Source organism: Acidovorax sp. GW101-3H11 (genome assembly GCF_001633105.1).
Taxonomy (GTDB): domain Bacteria; phylum Pseudomonadota; class Gammaproteobacteria; order Burkholderiales; family Burkholderiaceae_C; genus Acidovorax.
Genome location: NZ_LUKZ01000012.1, coordinates 28,872 through 47,732, shown reverse-complemented (window position 1 = coordinate 47,732; position 18,861 = coordinate 28,872). Strand labels below are relative to the sequence as shown.

The window sequence follows — 18,861 nt, the reverse complement described above, 5'->3', positions numbered from 1 at the left end:
GCACACGATGATTGAATGGAGCCGCCAGGGCCAGACACAACAAGCCCAGTGGCGCTCCGAAGCTGGCGCCCCGGCGCCGCGCCGTGTGGTCACTGCCGACGACACGCTGCCCGCCGACACGGCCTACCGCATGGCGTGTGAAGGCACAGGCCTGCTGTGGCAGGGCGATTTTCAGAACGCCCGGCACCTGCTGCAGGCGCTCATGCGGCGCACCGATTCCAAGACCGGCAAACACCGCCGTTCGGCCGCCAAGGCCGCCCAGAAGGCGGCGGTGGCCACCCCCTCCGAGGCCTTTCACCTGCACCGCCAGGCCCAGGCGCAGCGCGCGCGGGTGCTGGCGTCGGTGCTGATTCCGCTGGAGGGCGACTACAGCATTGCTTTGCGCCGCGCGCCTGACTGGCGCGAGGCCTGCACCCAGGCCTGGGGGCCGGCCACCGGCGAGCGCAGTGTGGCCACGCTGCGCGAGCTGCTGGGCCTGGTGGGCGCCTACGAGTGGCGCAAAAAAGGGGTGGAGGTGCCCGCGCTGGGCGCAGCGCCCCGCAACCGGATCCATCCGCACTACGGCGTGTTCTCGCCCGTGCGGGGCGAGTATGTGGACCTGGTGGCCAGCACCCCGTTGCCCAGCCAGGCGCTGGCGTTTGACATTGGCGTGGGCACGGGCGTGTTGTCTGCCGTGCTGGTGCGCCGGGGGGTGCAGCGGGTGGTTGCCACCGACCAGGACCCCCGGGCCCTGGCCTGCGCACACGACAACCTGCAGCGCCTGGGCGTGTCGCCCCAGGTCGAGCTGCTGCAGACCAATCTGTTTCCGCCCGGCCGTGCGCCGCTGGTGGTGTGCAACCCGCCCTGGGTGCCGGCGCGTGCCAGCTCGCCCATCGAACATGCGGTGTACGACGAAGGCAGCCGCATGCTGCGGGGTTTTCTGGGGGGGCTGGCCGAGCACCTGGAGCCTGGTGGCGAAGGCTGGCTGATCCTGTCGGACCTGGCCGAGCACCTGGGCCTGCGCCCGCGCGAGCAGCTCCTGGGCTGGATTGCCGAGGCAGGCCTGGTGGTCCGGGGGCGGCATGATGTCAAACCGGTCCATGCCAAGGCGGCCGATGCGGGGGATGCCCTGCACGCGGCGCGGGCGGCCGAGGTGACTTCGCTCTGGCGGCTGGCAGCAGCTGTCTGAGGCGGCTGAGTCCACTCGAGCCCGCTGGAGCCCGATGGAACCCGCCTGAGGTCGCAGCGCCTCAGCCCTCCAGCAGCGCGGGCTGTGTGGCCGCATAGAGACCGGGCGCAGCCTCGGGGGACCGGGGCAGCAACTGCTCCAGCCGCTCGCGCAGGCTGGCGGCGCGTTCTGCCCCTGCGGCCAGGGCCACTTCTTCGAACATGGCGTCGCCCACGTCCAGCATGCTGCTGCGGTCCCGCGCGGTGCGCAGGGCCTCGCGGAAATGCTGCGCCAGCACCGGGTCACGGCGGGCAAACAGCCGCTCGCAGGTGTCGAACAGGTACATGCGCGCACCGGCCAGCGAGCGCAGGGATTCACCTGGCTCCGGCCGCTCGATGGAAGGGGCCGGGTTGGTGCTGGGGGCCACTGGGGCGGGCGGTGTGGGCTGGGGCTCGGGCAACTCGGCCGGGCCTGTCAGGTAGCCCTGGCGCATGAGGTTGTCCACAATCTGCGCGCCGATGCCGTTGTACATGGCCTGCAGGTCCGACAGCGGTTTGCCGTCGGCCAGCAGCAGCAGCGAACGTTCGCGCAGGCTCAGGGTGCGCACACCGGGCGATAGCTCCTGGCGGGCTTTGTCGGTCTTTTGCAGCAGCATGGAGGGGCTCCGTTCAGGCACGAATGCCCGCCATTGCAGCCGCCCGCGATGACGCCGTGATGACCCTTTGCCGCACAATCCGGGGGCTTTGCCCCGGGCCGCCTGGCCGTGGAATGGGGTTTGCTCATTTTTTGATAGCTGTAAAGGCATATCCATCAGGCGCAAAGGCCTGTTTTTATTGATATTTTTGAGGCTGCGGCGTGTGTGCCCGGCCTTGCACAGCCCCCACTGCGATGACCCTGCTGCTTGCCCCCATGGAGGGGCTCCTGGATTTTGTGCTGCGCGATGTGCTCACGCGCGTGGGCGGGGTGGACCGCTGTGTGTCGGAGTTCATCCGCATCACCGGCACGCTGCTGCCCGACAAGGTGTTCCTGCGCTACCTGCCCGAGCTGCGCAACGGCAGCCGCACGCTGGCGGGGGTGCCTGTGCGGGCGCAGCTGCTGGGCTCCGACCCGGTCAGCATGGCCGAGAACGCCGCACGCCTGGCCGCGCTGGGCCCCGAGGGCATCGACCTGAACTTTGGCTGCCCGGCCAAGGTGGTCAACCGCCACGGCGGCGGGGCCGCGCTGCTGCAGGAGCCCGAGCGCATTGCCGCCGTGGTGGCCGCCGTGCGCCGTGCCGTGCCCGCGCACCTGCCGGTGTCGGCCAAGATGCGCCTGGGCTTCAACGACACCGGGCTGATGCGCGAATGTGCCCAGGCCATGCAGGCCGGGGGTGCGGCCGAGCTGGTGGTGCATGCCCGCACCAAGGCCGATGGCTACCGTCCGCCCGCGTACTGGGAGCACATCCCGGCCATCCGCGCGGCTGTCGCCATCCCGGTGGTGGCCAATGGCGAGATCTGGACGGTGGCCGACGCCCTGCGCTGCCGCGCGGTGTCGGGCTGCGATGCCCTCATGCTGGGGCGTGGCATGGTGGCCGACCCGGGGCTGGCCCGCGCCATCCGTGCATCCGACGCCGGGCGGCCGGATGCGGACCCGGTGGTCTGGGCCGATTTGATCCCCCACCTGGCGGCCTTCTGGCAACTGGTGTGCGACGACCTGGAACCTCGCCAGCGCGCGGGGCGCCTCAAGCAGTGGCTCAACCTGCTGCGCAGGCGGTTTGTGGAGGCCGAAGTGGCCTACCAGCATGTGCGCACGATGACGGATCAGCGCGCCATCACCGCCTGGGTGGCGGCGCAGCAGGCCGAGGCCTGCAATAGCGTCTGATCCGCCCCGGACCGCAGGGGCGCAGGCGGCTGTCTACAGCAGGTGGTCGGGCGCCAGGGGGCCCAGCAGCTGCAGCATCAGGCGCAGGGGCAGGCTGGCGTCGGGCTCGGTGGTGGCGTCGGCCAGGCCACTGTCCTTCGGCGCGCGCCACACCAGGCCCTGCTCGGTCTGCTGCACCTGCCAGGCGGCGTCTTGCAGGGCGGTGTCGATCTGTGCCGTGGCCCGGCGCGACAGCTCGCCGCTGCGAATCAGCAGCGCCACCTCGGTGTTCTGCCGCTGCGAGCGCAGGTCCAGGTTCATCGAGCCGATGACCAACAGGCGGCCGTCCACGATCATCAGCTTGGAGTGCAGCATGGCGCGCGAACTGCCACTGGCCCCGCTGCCGCCCGCACCACCCATGCTGCCGGTACTGCCGAAGGCCCCGCGCAGCACGCCGGTGAGTTCGCTGCGCATCTCGTACAGCTCCACCCCCATGGCCAGCAACATGGGCCGGTGGCGCGCGTAGCCTGCGTGGGCGATGGGTGCATCGTTGGATGCCAGCGAGTTGGTGAGCACCCGCACGCGCACGCCCCGGGCCCGCGCAGCGGCAAAGGCACGCTCCATGTCGGGCCCGGGCACGAAGTAGGGCGAGATGATCAGCAGGTCGCGCCGCGCCTGGCCCATGAGCTGCAGCAGGCCGTCCACCACGGTGTCGGTCTGGGCTTCGCTGGTTTCGCTGTCTGGTGCGGGTGGGGCAGGGGGGTTGCCATTGCCATTGCCCAGGGTGGTATTGGCGGGCGCGGCGGGCAGCGCTGCGGCCAGGGCCGTTTGCGGTGCGCCAGCGACGGCATCTGCCGATGGGGCGGTCGCCGTTGTCGCTGCCGTGGCCGAGGCCCGCGGCCGGACCAGTGCTGCGATGGTGGCGGGGCTGGGCCGGGGCGGGTTCTGGTCGGGCAAGGCGGCGGCGGATACGCCGTCGGGCGGGATCTTGGCGGGCCGGTCTGCCAGCACGGCGGCGGGGGCCCAGACAAACTGCACCTGCTTCAGGTCCATGGGCTCCTGGTTCCAGATGCGTGCGCGCCGCGTGCCCGGGGTGGTGCTGCGCCCGGTGGGGGCGGGGGTTGCTGCGGCGGCGCCTGCGCTTTCCACGCGCTCTTGCTGTGTGGCCTCGGCGGTGCGGATGCTGTCGCGCAGGCGGTCCAGCTCCTCGCGGGTGATGAGCGACTGCACGGGGTAGGCGCGCTCGTTGTTCCAGTAGCTGTCAAAGCTGCGCGACATGTCCTGCACGATGCTCCCGGCGGCCAGCACGTCCAGGTCCACAAAATTGCCGGAGTCCGAGTTGCCGAAATAGGCGTCCCCCAGGTTGCGCCCCCCTGTCACGCCCACGGCGTTGTCGGCAATGAAGAGCTTGTTGTGCATGCGCTGCTGCACCCTGGAGAAATCGCTCAGCAGGCTGAACATGCGGCCCAAGGGCGAGCCGCGTGCGCCGGTGAGCGGGTTGAACATGCGCATCTCGACATTGGGCACAAAGGCCAGCCGCATCACCAGCGCATCGCGCCCAGTGCTGTGAAAGTCGTCCAGCAACAGCCGCACGCGCACGCCACGCCGGGCAGCGGCGGCCACGCTGAGCAGCAGGCGCTCGCTGCTGGCGTCGGCGTGGATGGCGTAGTACTGCAGGTCCAGTGTCTTCTGGGCTGCATCGACCAGTGCCAGGCGGCTGCTGTAAGCCGCCTGGGGGCCGCTGAGCAACACAAACCCCGAGGGGTGGCGCGCCTTCTGCGCGGCGCGGCGGGCCTCTACCCATTGGCCCAGTGTGGTGTCGCCGGGGTTTGGCAAGGCGGTGGAGATGGGCCGCTCTACATCCTTGGGCAAGCCCGCGCAGCCCATCAGAGCCACGGTGGCCACCAGGGCAAGGGCCCGCCGACTGCGGTGGGCCAGGGATGTCAGCAGGGGGAGGAGGAAAGGCTGGTGGGGCATGGCGCGATGGGGGATTGTGACCTTGGAGCCGCCAAGGCGTTGCTCCAAGGTGTATCCCGCTGCCAGGCCTGGGCCTGTCGGACGAGGCCGCCATTCGCACAATGGTTGCACCAACCCCGGGGCCTGCCCACGCCCCGCCAGGCTCGGTGCTGTGGCTTTACCAGCTCACTTCGCGGTCGGGCGTGGCGCTGATCTTGTGGATGGACAGGTCGGCCCCGTCGAACTCTTCTTCCTGCGTAAGCCGCAGGCCCACCGTGTGTTTGAGCAGGCCATAGACAATGAAGCCCCCCAGCAGCGCCCAGGCCACCCCCAGGCCCGTGCCAATCAGCTGGGCCGACAGGCTCACGCCGCCCAGGCCCCCCAGCGCCTTGCTGCCAAAGATGCCCGCCGCCAGCCCGCCCCAGGTGCCGCACAGCCCATGCAGGGGCCAGACGCCCAGCACGTCGTCGATCTTCCATTTGTTCTGGGTGAGGGTGAACATCAGCACAAAGATGGCGCCCGCCACGGCGCCCACCACCAGCGCACCCAAGGGATGCATCAGGTCCGAGCCCGCGCACACGGCCACCAGCCCGGCCAGCGGGCCGTTGTGCACAAAGCCCGGGTCGTTCTTGCCCAGCACCAGCGCCGCCAGGGTGCCGCCCACCATCGCCATGAGCGAGTTGACCGCCACCAGGCCCGAGATCTTGTCCAGGGTTTGCGCGCTCATCACGTTGAAGCCGAACCAGCCCACCACCAGCACCCAGGCGCCCAGTGCCAAAAACGGGATGTTGGAGGGCGGGTGGGCCGAGATCGCGCCATCCTTGCGGTAGCGGTTGGCGCGCGAGCCCAGCAGGATCACGGCGGGAAGTGCGATCCAGCCGCCCATGGCGTGCACCACCACCGAGCCCGCAAAGTCATGAAACTCTTCGCCCGTGACGGCCTTGATCCAGGCCTGCACGCCGAAATGTTGGTTCCACGCAATGCCTTCAAAGAAGGGATAGACAAACCCCACGATGACCGCCGTGGCCATCAGTTGGGGCCAGAACTTGGCCCGTTCGGCAATCCCCCCGGACACAATGGCCGGAATGGCGGCCGCAAACGTGAGCAGGAAGAAGAATTTGACCAGCGCATAGCCGCTTTGCTGCGCCAGAGCCTCTGCCCCCATGAAGAAATGCGTGCCATAGGCCACGCTGTACCCCACCACAAAATAGACGACCGTGGACACCGAGAAGTCCACCAGGATCTTCACCAGCGCATTCACCTGGTTCTTCTTGCGGACCGTGCCCAGCTCCAGAAAGGCAAAACCAGCGTGCATGGCCAACACCATGATCGCCCCGAGCAGAATGAACAGAGCGTCCGTGCCCTGTTTGAGTGCTTCCATAACATCCTCGCGCTAGTGATTGATCGACTCTGGTGCATTGCGGCTGTCTGCAACAGATTTGCACCAGATTGATGCAAAAATCGTGCCAGATATTGGTGCGGATGTTTGCACTGATATGGGGCGGCGCGGATTGGACGTGTTAGGTGGCTGCGTGTGTAGTCAGGTGCCGCGCATCGGAGGGATGTCGGGAGATTGTTTCTCTGGCAACGTCCTCACTTGGCCCGGCTTGGGGTGTTTGCCGGGGTGCTCATGAAGGTGCGGCGTCTGGAAGACGCCTGTGCCAGAGGAGGTGGCAGGCATCGGTCGCCCTGCCGCGAGCAGTTGCTACCGCTGCGCGCTCATCCACCCGATTCAGTGGCAGGGTGCTATGTGGGGGGCGCTCCTCGCACTGAATCAGCTGTGCGGCTGCCGATCGCCGCGCACCGGTATGCAGAAAAAAAGCAGGGAAGGGCCAGGCCTCGTCAGAAGGTGTCGCGCCCTGGCACCCGGGCCACGATGCGCAGGTCAGGCCTCAGCTGCTCCACCGACATGAAGTCCAGCTTCAGCCCCTGGGCCAAAGTTTCAAAGGGCCCCACCTGGGCCAGTCCGAGCCCGGGGCCCAGCAGCATGGGGGCCATGTAGATCAGCATCTCATCCACCAGCCCCTCGCGCAGCAAGGAGCCATTGAGCTTGTGGCCGGCCTCCACATGCAACTCGTTCACCCCCCGGGCGGCCAGGTCGCGCAGCATTGCGGCCAAGTCCACCTTGCCCTGGGCGTTGGGTAAACAGATCACGGTGGCGCCGCTCGCCTCCAGAGCGGCCTTCTTCTCGTCGTTCTGGATGGCTGCGTAGATATAGCAAGCACGGCCAGCCATGAACAGGCGTGCGTCTGGCGGGGTCTGCAACTGGCTGTCCACCACTACCACATGGGGCTGGCGCGGCGTGGGCACCTCACGCACATCCAGGCGGGGGTTGTCGTCCAGCACGGTGCCGATGCCGGTGAGCACCGCACAGGCGCGTGCACGCCAGGCATGGCCATCGGCGCGCGCCGTGGGCGACGTGATCCACTGGCTTGTACCGTTGGGCAAAGCAGTGGCGCCATCCAGCGAGGTGGCAGCCTTCATGCGAACCCAAGGGATGCCCCGCACCATGCGGCTGAAAAAACCAATATTGAGTTCGCGGGACTCAGCGGCCCCGGGGCCGACTTCTACTGTCACCCCCGCCGCACGCAACCGGGCAAATCCCTGCCCAGCGACCAAAGGGTTGGGGTCTGTGAGAGAAGCCACCACCTTGCCAATCCCGGCGGCCACCAACGCATCGCAGCAGGGCCCCGTGCGCCCCTGGTGCGCGCAGGGCTCCAGGGTCACGTAAGCGGTCGCGCCCCGGATGCTGTGCCCCGCTTCTTGCGCAGATCGCAGCGCCATGACTTCCGCATGAGGCCCCCCCGCCTGCTGGGTGTGACCGCTGCCTATTTCCCGCCCACCCGGCGCCACCAGCACGCAGCCAACGCGCGGATTGGGGTTGGAAACAAAAAGCGCCTGGGCGGCGAGCCCAAGCGCTTTGTTCATGGTAGTCGTTAATTCGTCGGGGCGTTGCATTGGCGGATGCTACTGCATGAGCCAATGGGTCTAGGCGTCGCTACTTGTTCCAGCATTCAGTCGTCAGAGTCGCCGATGCGGCAGATGCCGCACCTCGCACACCTGTGTGCGTCAGCGTGTAGTTTCCGCATCGGTCACCCGTCTGCCCGCCAGCTGGTGTGGCCGTCAGCGTATAAGCGGTACCCGACGCGGCGCTCGCTGGTGGCGATGCCAGTGCAATGGTGTACCGGCCAGATTTGATCGTTGTAAGCGTGGTCGGAAACGATGCTGTTGGCGGATAGGTTCCGGTTGCCGTGGCCGCGCGCTCCATCCATTGGGCTGCTTGAAGCAAGGCAGCGCGCGCTTCCGCACGATGCCCGCGCCGCACATATTCCGTATAGGTTGGAAACGCTATAGCGCTAAGAATGGCCACGATGGCGACCACAATCATCACTTCAATCAGGGTGAAGCCTCGTTGTTGCTGATTCATCTGCAATCCGTTTCAGATATGTAAATTACTGCAACTGCCGCCAGTTAACAGTTGAGGCAGGTTTGGGTAACTGGGCGGAGTTGCCATCACCACCACCACCACCACCACCACCACCACCACCACCACCACCACCACCACCACCACCACCACCACCACCAATCTTAATAATGATCCCCTTTCCTCTCAAGGAGATGCCTTCGGGAGACGTGGTTGTACGATTGGTGTCATTGTCTTGTGCGGCTGCTGCTTGATAAAGCCCGTCACCATTCGCATCCAGGATTTGCTGCGTGGGTTTCAAACCATACTGAACACCCAAAAATGTTCTGTAACCTCTGGCGGGCGTCGAGGTGGGTTGGCATGTCTCTCCGGTTGTGTTGCCTCCGGATGCCGGAATAATACTGAGGAGGTCAATGACGTCGCTACCATCATAGAAGGTGGGCATATTCAAAACCCGCTCTCCAGTAAGCGGTAGTTCAAAATACCAGCCCTTTTGTGTGCCGGCAAGTGAATAAGCCAATGTTGTCTGGGTAGTAGGCATGCGCCAGAAGCTTGCGCTGCTATTGACTCCTTGTCCGGCAATGACTGGTGCGCTAAACACACGTTCTGCAAGTTTGGTATCTCGCCCGTTGGTCCCGATAGCTGCCGGCGTTACCACAGCTGTGTCAATAAGTACCTTGCCCAGGTTGGGGCCAGCGGCTGTATCCAGCTTGTAGCGCGTATTGTCCAATATCGAGTACAGCGTTTGCACCGTCACGTCGGTGCGATCGCCTTCGGTCACGTTTCTGCCCGTACCAAAAACAACCATCATGCCGCCGACGGTAGTGTTTGGTCTGAGGTTGGGTGCTGCAGTAATAGGTTGGCGGTTTGCAGTGTTCGCTTTTTCCACGGCAGTGTAAAAGGGTGTGCACGCAGTGCATCCTGCCGAAGAGAACGCCACTTTCCAGTTGGTTGCATCTGCGTTGGAGACATCAAACTTCCAGATATTACCCCGCAGATCACCCGCATAGATCATGTCCACAGTACCGTCGCCATTAACGTCTAGCAGACGTGGTGTGGAAAGCCCATTGGCCGTAGCTTCCGCTCCTGTACTGGCAGCATTGATCTTCTTGATGGATTTATCCCCATCAAGGTATTGAATCAAAAGAACCGGGTCTTCACTGCCGCTGTTGTATCCGTTGCCCAATACGACAGCCCAGCGGCCATTGTTCATGCGCGTGATCTGGGTCGCAATCTGTGAATTGGCCTCTGACGTAACGGGGTCTCCAAAAATATTACCAATATCACTATCCGCTCCGTCGGTTTTATCCATCACGACAAGCGAAGACGCGTTTGCTGCCAAAAAGTTGGAGGTTTCTGCTCCTGCTGTGTATCCGGGGCGGGTGACATCCAGAACATAATAGCCCTTGCCGCCGGCGCCCAATGTACCAACCAACATCGTTTTCCACGATGGAAGCGCACTGGTTCCTGTGTTGACATCACCTGTGAAGGGTGATCCGTCAACAAAATAGCGGTGGCTGTAATCTTGTTTCGACAGCTGCGAAAGATTTTTTATGACCCCCTGAGGAACATATGCAATCTTCTCCGTACCATCTGCAGCTGAAAAACCATGCAGCATGCCATCATTACCACCAGCATAAAGCATGGGCATACGATAGCGCTGGGCATTCGCAAAAGTACGATACCCATCTACAGTCAGGCCATTATTGGGAGGGCCGATGTACCACAGCGTGGAGTTGGCAATGTCGCCCTGTCGGGACCGGCGAACCCGGAAAGGCTCTGTTGCCGTTGTCCCCTCTTTGGCTCTGTCGCCCCGAACATAGTTTAGTCGATCTTCTCCGAGCGTATCGGTCGCCGAATCAACGGTGTTTAACAGAATTTTTTGGGCTGCACTAAGGTTAGCCCAAGTAAATGTAGTACCTGCTGCCGTTGTATCGTTATAGGTAAAAATCAATCTGGAAGATATGTCGGCTGCTGACAGTTCATCCAGCTTGTCCCCGGTAGTTTTTCCTCTCACGGGCAGGGTTGAGGTCGTGCCCCATGCAGTATTGTCGGAGAGCGCTCCGGTGGCAGCAGCAACTGTCTTAGATCCGATCCCACCAATCCAGCCATCTGCCTCATAGGTGGAAAAAAAGGCTGTGGTTCCTTGGTTGCTTATGGAGCTGGAAGCGCTTGAAAACCCAGTTATTGGCCTAGTGGAGTCAGCAATAATTGTACCCACAATATCCTTAAAGGCATTAACCAGATCTTGGGATGTTTGGGCCGGGTAGAACTTGCCCCGACTGTTAATGGCGGTATGCCAGAGCTCCTCCTGCCGACCGGTTTCGTTGGTGGTCAGGGGGTCTCGCCAGAGCCTGGTCCCAACAATAGCACGCGAAAAGTCCCCACCATACATGCCTTGCGCAATGTTGAACATGGGGTTGGTTCCAATATTGGGCCAGTTTGCCGCTGCATTGTATCCAATGGTATAGGTTACCATGTGCTGCCAGTTGGCAGGATTGTTCTTAGGATTCCAGTACTGTGGAATGGTTGCAGTGGTTGCACCGTCGGCAAATGTTTCGGAACCCGACTTCTTAATGAGTGGAACAACTTGATTGTTGATTCCCGATTGAAGATCTTGCCGCCAGTAATAAAATGCCATATCAGACAATGTGGATACGGCGTTTGTTCCCCAGTCATCTCTGTATATGCGTGTTTCGGGCGCTGTTATATCGTAGGAGGTTCCGTCCGGCAATGTGTGATTGGTGCCGTCGTCATTGTTGATGGTATTGGCTGGATTGTTGTTCCAGCCGCCATCGGTCATCAAGATGTTGTATGCGCGACGGCATGTATGTATAGGCGCCTCGGTGGTGCCGGGATCAAAATTGTATGGGTTGTCGATTCCTGTGGTTTTCAGGTATTCGCCTGCAACCCCTTGCATGCGGTGGGTGGGGGTGTTTCCGCCCGCAACCAGTGTGTCCACCCATTTGATGAAATTCCCGCGATGACTGTTGTCAGTGGCATTGTCCAGACCTCGCAGGACTTTCATTGAATTTTTACTGTTACAACTCACATCGGTACTGGGTATGGTGTTGCAACCCCAAAGCGACTGATAGGCAAGTCGTATGGAGTCATCCGGCACGTTGGCGGGCCTGAAGGTCTCTTTGAGCGCATCTTTCAAGGCGGTGATGCCTGCTGCACCCATACTGCCAGAATTGTCAACCGATACGATGATATTTGGTGCCGGCTCTCTGCTCGCCGATCCGGCCGGGTATTGGACGAGACTCAGGAAGTCGCCCGCAAGAACCATTTGGGGAAAGCCAATAGTGCCAATGATTAGCGCGATGGCAGTTTTCTGAAATTTATGATTTGTTTTCATATGATTTCCTGATGTTGCCGTAAATTATTCGCCGGATATGGATGGGAAAGCAACGATGTTTTGTAAAACAACTTGTGTGCTTGGCTTGAGACCGCGAGCAATGGCTGTAATACGGTAGAAAATTTTGGCGTTAACCACTTCAGGCTCTGCTCCAGTCAAGACACCTGGACCTGTTTCTTTGGGTTCGTACTTGATGACTTCTACCCAGTACCAGGCACCTCTGCCTGCCGTAGTGTCTGCCAAGATGGAGTTGCTGGAAGTCCCTGCGCTTGCTCCGGTGTACTGGCCATATCTAGCGCCAACATTGGTTGCAATCATGGCATTCATCATGGTGGAGTCATTCCAGAAATCCTGTGCACCAGTGCGGAACTGGCAAATTCCGTTGAAACATTTTGTGGTCTGGGCGTCAAGGACGTAGGTCAGTGCGTCCAATTCATCATGAGCAGTAGGGTAAAAAGTTGAACTGACAACTGCTCGCTGGTTGGTCCCCACTTCTGTGCCCTGACGAATGTCCAACTCGGCGTCTTGCAACATCACTTGCGCAGCTTCAAATGCCCTTTGGTAATCTGTATCGTTGCCCACGATGAGCTCGTTAAAAAACGCTGTTCGCGATGCCCACAAGGCCAGCAGCATTGACATCAAGACTAGTACGATGACAATGAAGAGTGAGATACCTTGCTGATTTTTGTAATTTTTCATGGCGGGCTCAAGATATGGCCTTTGGCCAAGCATGGTTACGAATGTGGAATATATTCTTGAAAACCATTCGTAGCTTGTTTCCTCGGGTTGCGGTGGTTCCATCGCACTTGGTGTAGCTCGCACCGACGGTATCTATGACTTGCTCGCCCTCTAATTCAAGGCATACTTCAATGCCGTATACCTCAGGCCAGTCGGTTGGGCCAAGGTTGGCTGCCGATGCGTAGCGAAATTGTGGCTGTTTATCTGCTAAATTCAATTTCTGTTGCAGATAGCGAATCCTTAGATCTACCAAGTTGCTAATGATCGGTTGAACATTTCCAGTGCTGTTTGAGCATTCAAGATCAGTGCCGTTTTTGCGAAGTTCGTTGAGAACAATCGGGGCTGACGCAATACCTGAATTGCTGCCTAAGCAGTCTCTGATAAGATATCCCTCTATTGGCGTGGAAGAAGGCGGAGATGGATAAATAGATTCACTCGCGTTAACATAACGCATAGAAATTATGAATTGGCTGGCTGTTGGTGCGTCCAGTCCTGCAATGGGTGGGAGGCCAGATAAAGTAACAGCAGTTGGTTGAACAAATGTCGCTGCATCACGAGGATCTGCTGCTGTATTGAGTGGTCTTCCTCCGGCTTGTCGTAGTTGTTGTCCAATTACTCTGAAGGCATAGGATGCTTGCTGTTGCAGAGTGGTGGTGTCATTAACCGTAGTGGTTACTCCACGCGATACCATGATTGCACCCAAACCAACACTGATTGTGAGTAGGCCGATTGTCAATCCAACCAGTAGCTCTATAAGAGTAGCTCCGCGTTCTCTGCTCTGCATACGGGAGAAAATATATGAATTGAAGGCGCTATGCGCTGTCGAGCTTGTGTGCATCATAGGCTTTATTCAAATGTCAGAACAAAAAACCAGTGGGCCGCTGGGTATGCATCGTTGGGTGAGATTGATATATTGCAAGTGGCAAATTTTGCCCGCTGGACAGGTTACAGATCCAGAAGTTGAAGTGCCAGTTACTGAAAAAATAGCCTTATATGCGGAAGTATCTGCCAAGGAATCGCCCTCGCGGGCGCGTTCATTTTCTCGCCAGGAGAGCATTACTCCCAACTGCCTGGCATCGCTTCCCGAAACAAAGACAGTTGCATCACCAACGGGCAAATTTGCCCTCACGCTGCGCAACCAGCGATCCACGTCGTAGGTGGCCAGCTGGGCTGCTGTGCAGCTTGTGGCGGGAAATCCGGAGTCGATCACGCAAGCCGGGGGGGAGCCCAACGTCGATGCCCACGCAATCGTGTAGCTGGCGGCGTTCCCAATTGCATTCGGGTTAGCTCTGACCCGTTCGCTAAGGTCTTCAATCAGCTTGACTGCTTGGGAGCGCCTGACTCCAGTTTGAGTGTCGGCCAGCGTTCGCATCTGAATGCCCACTACGCCAAGTAGTCCAAGCGCCATCACTACGATCGCAACCAATGATTCGAGGAGCGTAATCCCTTTTTGAGAAGTCTTTCTGCTGCGGGAATGATCATAAACTAGCATGTCACGCTTTCTTTAACAACACGAATTCGCCCGCCAGATGAAACGCAGACGGCAGTCGCTGCAGGTGACGCGACGCCACCTGCTCGTGGGACGATGGCGAAGCTGGCTGCGTTCATATCATTAGCACGTCCCCATCGGTCAAAGCGAAATGATGCTGCACTATTTTTGTTCGAAATATCTACGCTTGTTGGCATCTGGAAAGATTGCAGAATCTCCTCCCCCGCATCCAGATTCCCATCTTCATCTGTATCCACAAAAATAATCCATCCGCAACTCCATTCGGCGATATTGGGCGCAAAGGTGCAGCCATCTGTGCCGTTTGCAATTTTCCTGACACTAACCCTGCCACCTCGTTTGATGGCTTCCGAGCGGGCTACATAAATTGTGCTGGTGATGTTGTTTACCGCTTGGTTGGTGCGCCAGCGCTCAATCATGGGGCCAAAGCTCGGGACTGCCATGGCCGTAAGCACGGCCAGAATAGTGATGACAATCAGCAACTCAATGGCGGTGAAGCCTAGAGCGTGCCGCGCCGTCTGAGCTGGCCGCCTGGCTGGAACTGGGTGGTGTACGAGCATGCTTCGCATCATATTTCTCAGGAGTCTGCCCAGAGGGGTGGGGTGGACGGGTGGCTTCGAATGAGTGATGAGTGGCGTTTGCTATCGTGTATAGCCGAGACATGCGCCTGCATTGTTGCGACCTTGACACTCGCGTTTCAATCGACGGTCTCTTTCGGCGCTTGACTCTTCCGAGCTGCTCTTTGGCTGCTTGGCGCGAGCCTGCTTTTTTGTGGAGCCACTGGCGCCTTGTGCGGTGGTGGGATCCTTCTTTGCGTGGGTTTTTAAGTGGGCTGCATTTGGAATGCCAAGAGTTGTAAGGAAAATAAGTGTGTAAACTAAACGAAAATTTATTGATCGCATTTTTGAGGGCATAAAATTTACGAACGTTGGTAATACTTATTGGAGGCTTTTATGTGTTTGCTGGCGATTTTTGGTGAACTTTGGTTTTTGGAGAATGGAGTGAGAGTAATTCATTGAAGGATTTAATTTCGTTCACGCATCAATTTTGTTGATGCTTAATTAGGTTCTTGTTTTTGAGGCGAGCCTTGGGTGCCAAAAGGGCTATTTTTATGCCTATTGCCTGCTCTCAAAATTGTCGATTCCCTTTGGTTTCTATGTCGCCTTTTATTCGTTCGGCCCCGCTAAGTTTTAAAGAGTCTCTCGTCCGTGAAGTGGTCGGCGCGGGGGGCGGGGTGATAAGGTTCCAAGTTTGGCGAAGATGATGATGCCCCTATTCGAGATAGTTTGGTAAGCTAGGGCAGCCTTCGGGCGCCTTTCTTTTTGCTTCATGAAAGCCTGCTGGCAGCCCTCACCGCAACTCGGTTGCTAATCTCCTGGACCTCAAAAAAGCTTCGCAGATTGAGTCCGGCTAGATCGTGTGTAATTCTGGCCTACGGTGGAAGCTGGCGCATGAATTCTGGTGGGTTGGGTATGTGGATGTCTTTGCTGTCCAGACTCTCCCTGGGTTGTGCTTCCAGCTGTCTGGATTTGGTAGGGTCTGAAGGACGCCTCATCTTGGTGCGCAGTTTTTCACGAGCTTTCTGGAGGTGGATTTGCGGCTTGGGTGGGTTGTCGCGCCGCGTTTCTGACCCCTTGCTTCAATACGTTTGCGCTGTGCGCCTGGCTGGCAATGATTGCGCGCGGATGATGTGCTGGCGTGGGTGAGTTGCGCGTCTGAGTCACATCCGCAGCGTAGTGGCGTCGGTTCTTGGGTGCTGCCTGGCGCGGATGTGGCAGCCGCTCAGGGCGGGTTGTATTCTTTTTCGTATTGCAGGGCAGGGTGACTCTTTCGGTGTGGTGGCGGCGGCGAGGCTGGGTCTTGCCCTTGGCAATGCGCTTGATGCTGCTGGGCCGGGTTGGGTGCGCAGGACTTTGTGGTATCTGGCAGCCCGAAGCGGATCGGCTATGAGGTCGGGTAGTCAAAAACCTGTCTCAGGTTATAATCTAAAGGTTTTGCATGGTGCAAGACGCACGCTCGCGGCCGTTCCAGCTGCTGGCGCAAGTAAAAACCATGGCCTGCTTACACGCTAGGCCGCATCAAAGGAAAAACATGATCGCATCCTCCATCAAGGCTGAAGTCGTCAAGGCGAACGCCCGTGCTGCCAATGACACTGGTAGCCCAGAAGTGCAAGTGGCCCTGCTGACCGCCCGCATCAACGAACTGACTCCCCACTTCAAGACGCACGCCAAGGACCACCATGGTCGCCGTGGCCTGCTGCGCATGGTGAGCCGTCGTCGCAAGCTGCTGGACTATCTGAAGGCCAAGGACGCTGACCGTTACACCGCGCTGATCGCCAAGTTGGGTCTGCGCAAGTAATTTTCATTGCATGCGAAAACGCCTGGGTTAGTCCGCTAGCTCAGGCGTTTTTTACTTCGGAGCCGCAAAACAGAGCGAAGCTGTGTCATTCCAATGAAGTTGCCGCCATGCGCTGGCGGGCAGGTTCCCTGGAATGGCATCGTGTTCTGAATTGCCCTCCGTGACAATCTGGTAGTGCGCTACCAGCTATTAAAACAGGAGCTAAACATGAGCATTTTCAACAAAGTCACCAAGTCTTTCCAATGGGGCGACAAGACCGTCGTCATGGAAACGGGTGAAATCGCCCGCCAGGCCTCCGGCGCCGTGCTGGTGAACATCGATGACACCGTGGTGCTGGCCACCGTGGTGGGGTCCAAGATTGCCAAGGCTGGCCAGGACTTCTTCCCGCTGACCGTGGACTACATCGAAAAGACCTACGCCGCTGGCAAGATCCCTGGCAGCTTCTTCAAGCGCGAAGCCAAGCCCAGCGAACTCGAAACGCTGACCAGCCGCCTGATCGACCGCCCGATCCGCCCGCTGTTCCCCGAAGGCTTCTACAACGATGTGCATGTGGTCATCCACACCATCTCGCTGAACCCCGAAGTGGACGCTGACATCGCTGCCATGATTGCGGTGAGTGCCGCGCTGTCGATCTCCGGTATCCCGTTCAATGGCCCCATCGGCGCTGCACGCGTGGGCTACATCAACGGCGAATACGTGCTGAACCCCGGCCAGACCGCCCGCAAGAACTCGCAGATGGACCTGATCGTCGCCGGCACCGAAGCCGCCGTGCTGATGGTCGAATCCGAAGCGCAGCAATTGCCTGAAGACATCATGCTGGGCGCCGTGGTGTTCGGTCACGAGCAAGGCAAGGTCGCCATCAATGCCATCCACGAACTGGTGCGCGACGCTGGCAAGCCCGTGTGGGACTGGCAAGCTCCCGCCAAGGACGAGCCCTTCATCGCCAAGATCGCTGGCCTGGCCGAAGAAAAGCTGCGCACTGCTTACCAGATCCGCAGCAAGCAAGCCCGCACGCACGCCCTGCGCGAAGCCACGGCCTCTGTGTTCGCCTCGCTGAAGGCGGAAGGCGTGGAATTCGATTCCGTCAAGGTTGAAAGCCTGCTGTTCGATATCGAAGCCAAGATCGTGCGCAGCCAGATCCTGGCCGGCGAACCCCGCATCGACGGTCGCGACACGCGCACCGTGCGTCCTATCGAAATCCGCAATTCCGTGCTGCCCCGCACGCACGGCTCGGCGCTGTTCACGCGCGGTGAAACCCAGGCGCTGGTGATCTCGACGCTGGGCACCGAGCGCGACGCGCAGCGCATCGACGCGCTGGCTGGCGAGTTCGAAGACCGCTTCATGTTCCACTACAACATGCCTCCCTTCGCCACCGGCGAAGTGGGTCGCATGGGCTCGACCAAGCGCCGCGAAATCGGCCACGGCCGCCTGGCCAAGCGCGCGCTCGTCGCCGTGTTGCCTACCAAGGAAGAATTCCCCTACACCATCCGCGTGGTGTCGGAAATTACCGAATCCAACGGTTCGTCCTCGATGGCTTCCGTCTGCGGCGGCTGCCTGTCCATGATGGACGCTGGCGTGCCCATGAAGGCCCACGTGGCCGGTATTGCCATGGGCCTGATCAAGGAAGACAACCGCTTTGCCGTGTTGACCGACATCCTGGGTGACGAAGATCACCTGGGCGACATGGACTTCAAGGTGGCCGGCACGACCAACGGCATTACTGCGCTGCAGATGGACATCAAGATCCAGGGGATCACCAAGGAAATCATGCAAGTCGCCCTGGCCCAGGCCAAGGAAGCGCGCATGCACATCCTGGGCAAGATGCAGGAAGCCATGGGCGAAGCCAAGACCGAGGTGTCCAACTTCGCGCCGAAGCTGTACACGATGAAGATCAACCCCGAGAAGATCCGCGACGTGATCGGCAAGGGCGGTGCGGTGATCCGTGCGCTGACCGAAGAAACCGGCTGCCAGATCAACATCGAGGAAGACGGCACCATCACCATCGCCGCGACCGATGCGGCAAAGGCTGACGTAGCCAAGAAGCGCATCGAGCAGATCACGGCCGAAGTCGAGATCGGCAAGATCTACGAAGGCCCTGTGACCAAGATCCTGGACTTCGGCGCACTGATCAACCTGCTGCCCGGCAAGGATGGCCTGCTGCACATCAGCCAGATCGCGCACGAACGCGTCGAGAAGGTGTCTGATTACCTGACCGAAGGCCAGATCGTGAAGGTCAAGGTCATGGAAACCGACGAAAAGGGCCGCATCAAGCTGTCGATGAAGGTGTTGGCCGAGCGCCCAGCGGGCGGTAGCGACCGCCCCGCGCCTGCCGAGCGCGGTGACCGTGAGCCCCGCCGTGACCATGGTCGTGACGGTGGTCGCCAGCCTGCGGAGCAACAACAGCAGCAATCTCTGTTGTCGGATGGCGCATCCGAACAAGTGATTAGCTGAGTTCTTGATTGCTATTGATTTTGTAGCTGTTTGCGCTTATCCATAGCGCGCAAACGGCCGAAATCATTCCAATTCTTACTTTC

The 18,861-nt window shown here is 60.0% G+C and carries 14 protein-coding genes; 4 read left to right on the top strand and 10 right to left on the bottom strand.

Annotated elements, in window-relative coordinates; all coding sequences use genetic code 11:
* The first annotated feature begins 7 nt into the window (after window positions 1-7).
* Window positions 8-1,168 (top strand): class I SAM-dependent methyltransferase, encoded by a 1,161-nt coding sequence (locus A1D30_RS12810; RefSeq protein ID WP_063461111.1) that lies wholly within the window; start codon window positions 8-10, stop codon window positions 1,166-1,168.
* 61 nt (window positions 1,169-1,229) lie between these two features.
* Here A1D30_RS12810 and A1D30_RS12805 read toward each other — a convergent pair whose 3' ends face one another.
* Window positions 1,230-1,802 carry a hypothetical protein gene (locus A1D30_RS12805; protein WP_063461110.1) on the bottom strand — a complete coding sequence of 191 codons (573 nt, stop codon included), beginning with the start codon at window positions 1,800-1,802 and terminating at the stop codon, window positions 1,230-1,232.
* Between the two features lie 233 nt (window positions 1,803-2,035).
* Here A1D30_RS12805 and A1D30_RS12800 point away from each other — a divergent pair, with 233 nt between their 5' ends.
* Window positions 2,036-3,007, top strand: coding sequence for a tRNA-dihydrouridine synthase (locus A1D30_RS12800; RefSeq protein ID WP_063461109.1), 972 nt, complete (start codon window positions 2,036-2,038; stop codon window positions 3,005-3,007).
* Between the two features lie 33 nt (window positions 3,008-3,040).
* Here A1D30_RS12800 and A1D30_RS12795 read toward each other — a convergent pair whose 3' ends face one another.
* The 9 genes from A1D30_RS12795 to A1D30_RS24775 form a co-directional block, all read right to left on the bottom strand.
* Entirely contained in the window at window positions 3,041-4,873 is a 1,833-nt protein-coding gene (locus A1D30_RS12795; RefSeq protein ID WP_242421891.1) for a phospholipase D family protein, read from the bottom strand.
* 247 nt (window positions 4,874-5,120) lie between these two features.
* Entirely contained in the window at window positions 5,121-6,323 is a 1,203-nt protein-coding gene (locus A1D30_RS12790) for an ammonium transporter (RefSeq protein WP_063461107.1), read from the bottom strand.
* A gap of 461 nt (window positions 6,324-6,784) precedes the next feature.
* Window positions 6,785-7,900, bottom strand: a complete 1,116-nt coding sequence (gene ribD / locus A1D30_RS12785) for a bifunctional diaminohydroxyphosphoribosylaminopyrimidine deaminase/5-amino-6-(5-phosphoribosylamino)uracil reductase RibD (RefSeq protein WP_063461106.1) — start codon at window positions 7,898-7,900, stop codon at window positions 6,785-6,787.
* 40 nt (window positions 7,901-7,940) lie between these two features.
* On the bottom strand, window positions 7,941-8,369 hold the full coding sequence (locus A1D30_RS24790) for a type IV pilin protein (protein WP_082836438.1): 429 nt from the start codon (window positions 8,367-8,369) through the stop codon (window positions 7,941-7,943).
* 25 nt (window positions 8,370-8,394) lie between these two features.
* A complete protein-coding gene (locus A1D30_RS24785) occupies window positions 8,395-11,724 on the bottom strand; it encodes a PilC/PilY family type IV pilus protein (protein WP_131798458.1) in 3,330 nt (1,109 codons plus the stop codon).
* 24 nt (window positions 11,725-11,748) lie between these two features.
* Window positions 11,749-12,423, bottom strand: coding sequence for a PilX N-terminal domain-containing pilus assembly protein (locus A1D30_RS12780; RefSeq protein WP_199865982.1), 675 nt, complete (start codon window positions 12,421-12,423; stop codon window positions 11,749-11,751).
* A 7-nt stretch (window positions 12,424-12,430) separates the two neighbouring features.
* Window positions 12,431-13,303, bottom strand: coding sequence for a prepilin-type cleavage/methylation domain-containing protein (locus A1D30_RS25525; protein ID WP_131798457.1), 873 nt, complete (start codon window positions 13,301-13,303; stop codon window positions 12,431-12,433).
* A gap of 9 nt (window positions 13,304-13,312) precedes the next feature.
* Window positions 13,313-13,954, bottom strand: a complete 642-nt coding sequence (gene pilV / locus A1D30_RS24780) for a type IV pilus modification protein PilV (protein WP_082836437.1) — start codon at window positions 13,952-13,954, stop codon at window positions 13,313-13,315.
* Window positions 13,948-14,529, bottom strand: a complete 582-nt coding sequence (locus A1D30_RS24775) for a GspH/FimT family pseudopilin (protein ID WP_082836459.1) — start codon at window positions 14,527-14,529, stop codon at window positions 13,948-13,950. The genes pilV and A1D30_RS24775 overlap by 7 nt, the downstream gene beginning before the upstream one ends.
* Window positions 14,530-16,060: 1,531 nt before the next feature.
* Here A1D30_RS24775 and rpsO point away from each other — a divergent pair.
* Both rpsO and pnp read left to right on the top strand, forming a co-directional pair.
* Window positions 16,061-16,327, top strand: coding sequence for a 30S ribosomal protein S15 (rpsO, locus tag A1D30_RS12775; protein ID WP_005793232.1), 267 nt, complete (start codon window positions 16,061-16,063; stop codon window positions 16,325-16,327).
* Between the two features lie 207 nt (window positions 16,328-16,534).
* Window positions 16,535-18,778, top strand: a complete 2,244-nt coding sequence (gene pnp / locus A1D30_RS12770; protein WP_063461104.1) for a polyribonucleotide nucleotidyltransferase — start codon at window positions 16,535-16,537, stop codon at window positions 18,776-18,778.
* Window positions 18,779-18,861 lie beyond the last annotated feature (83 nt).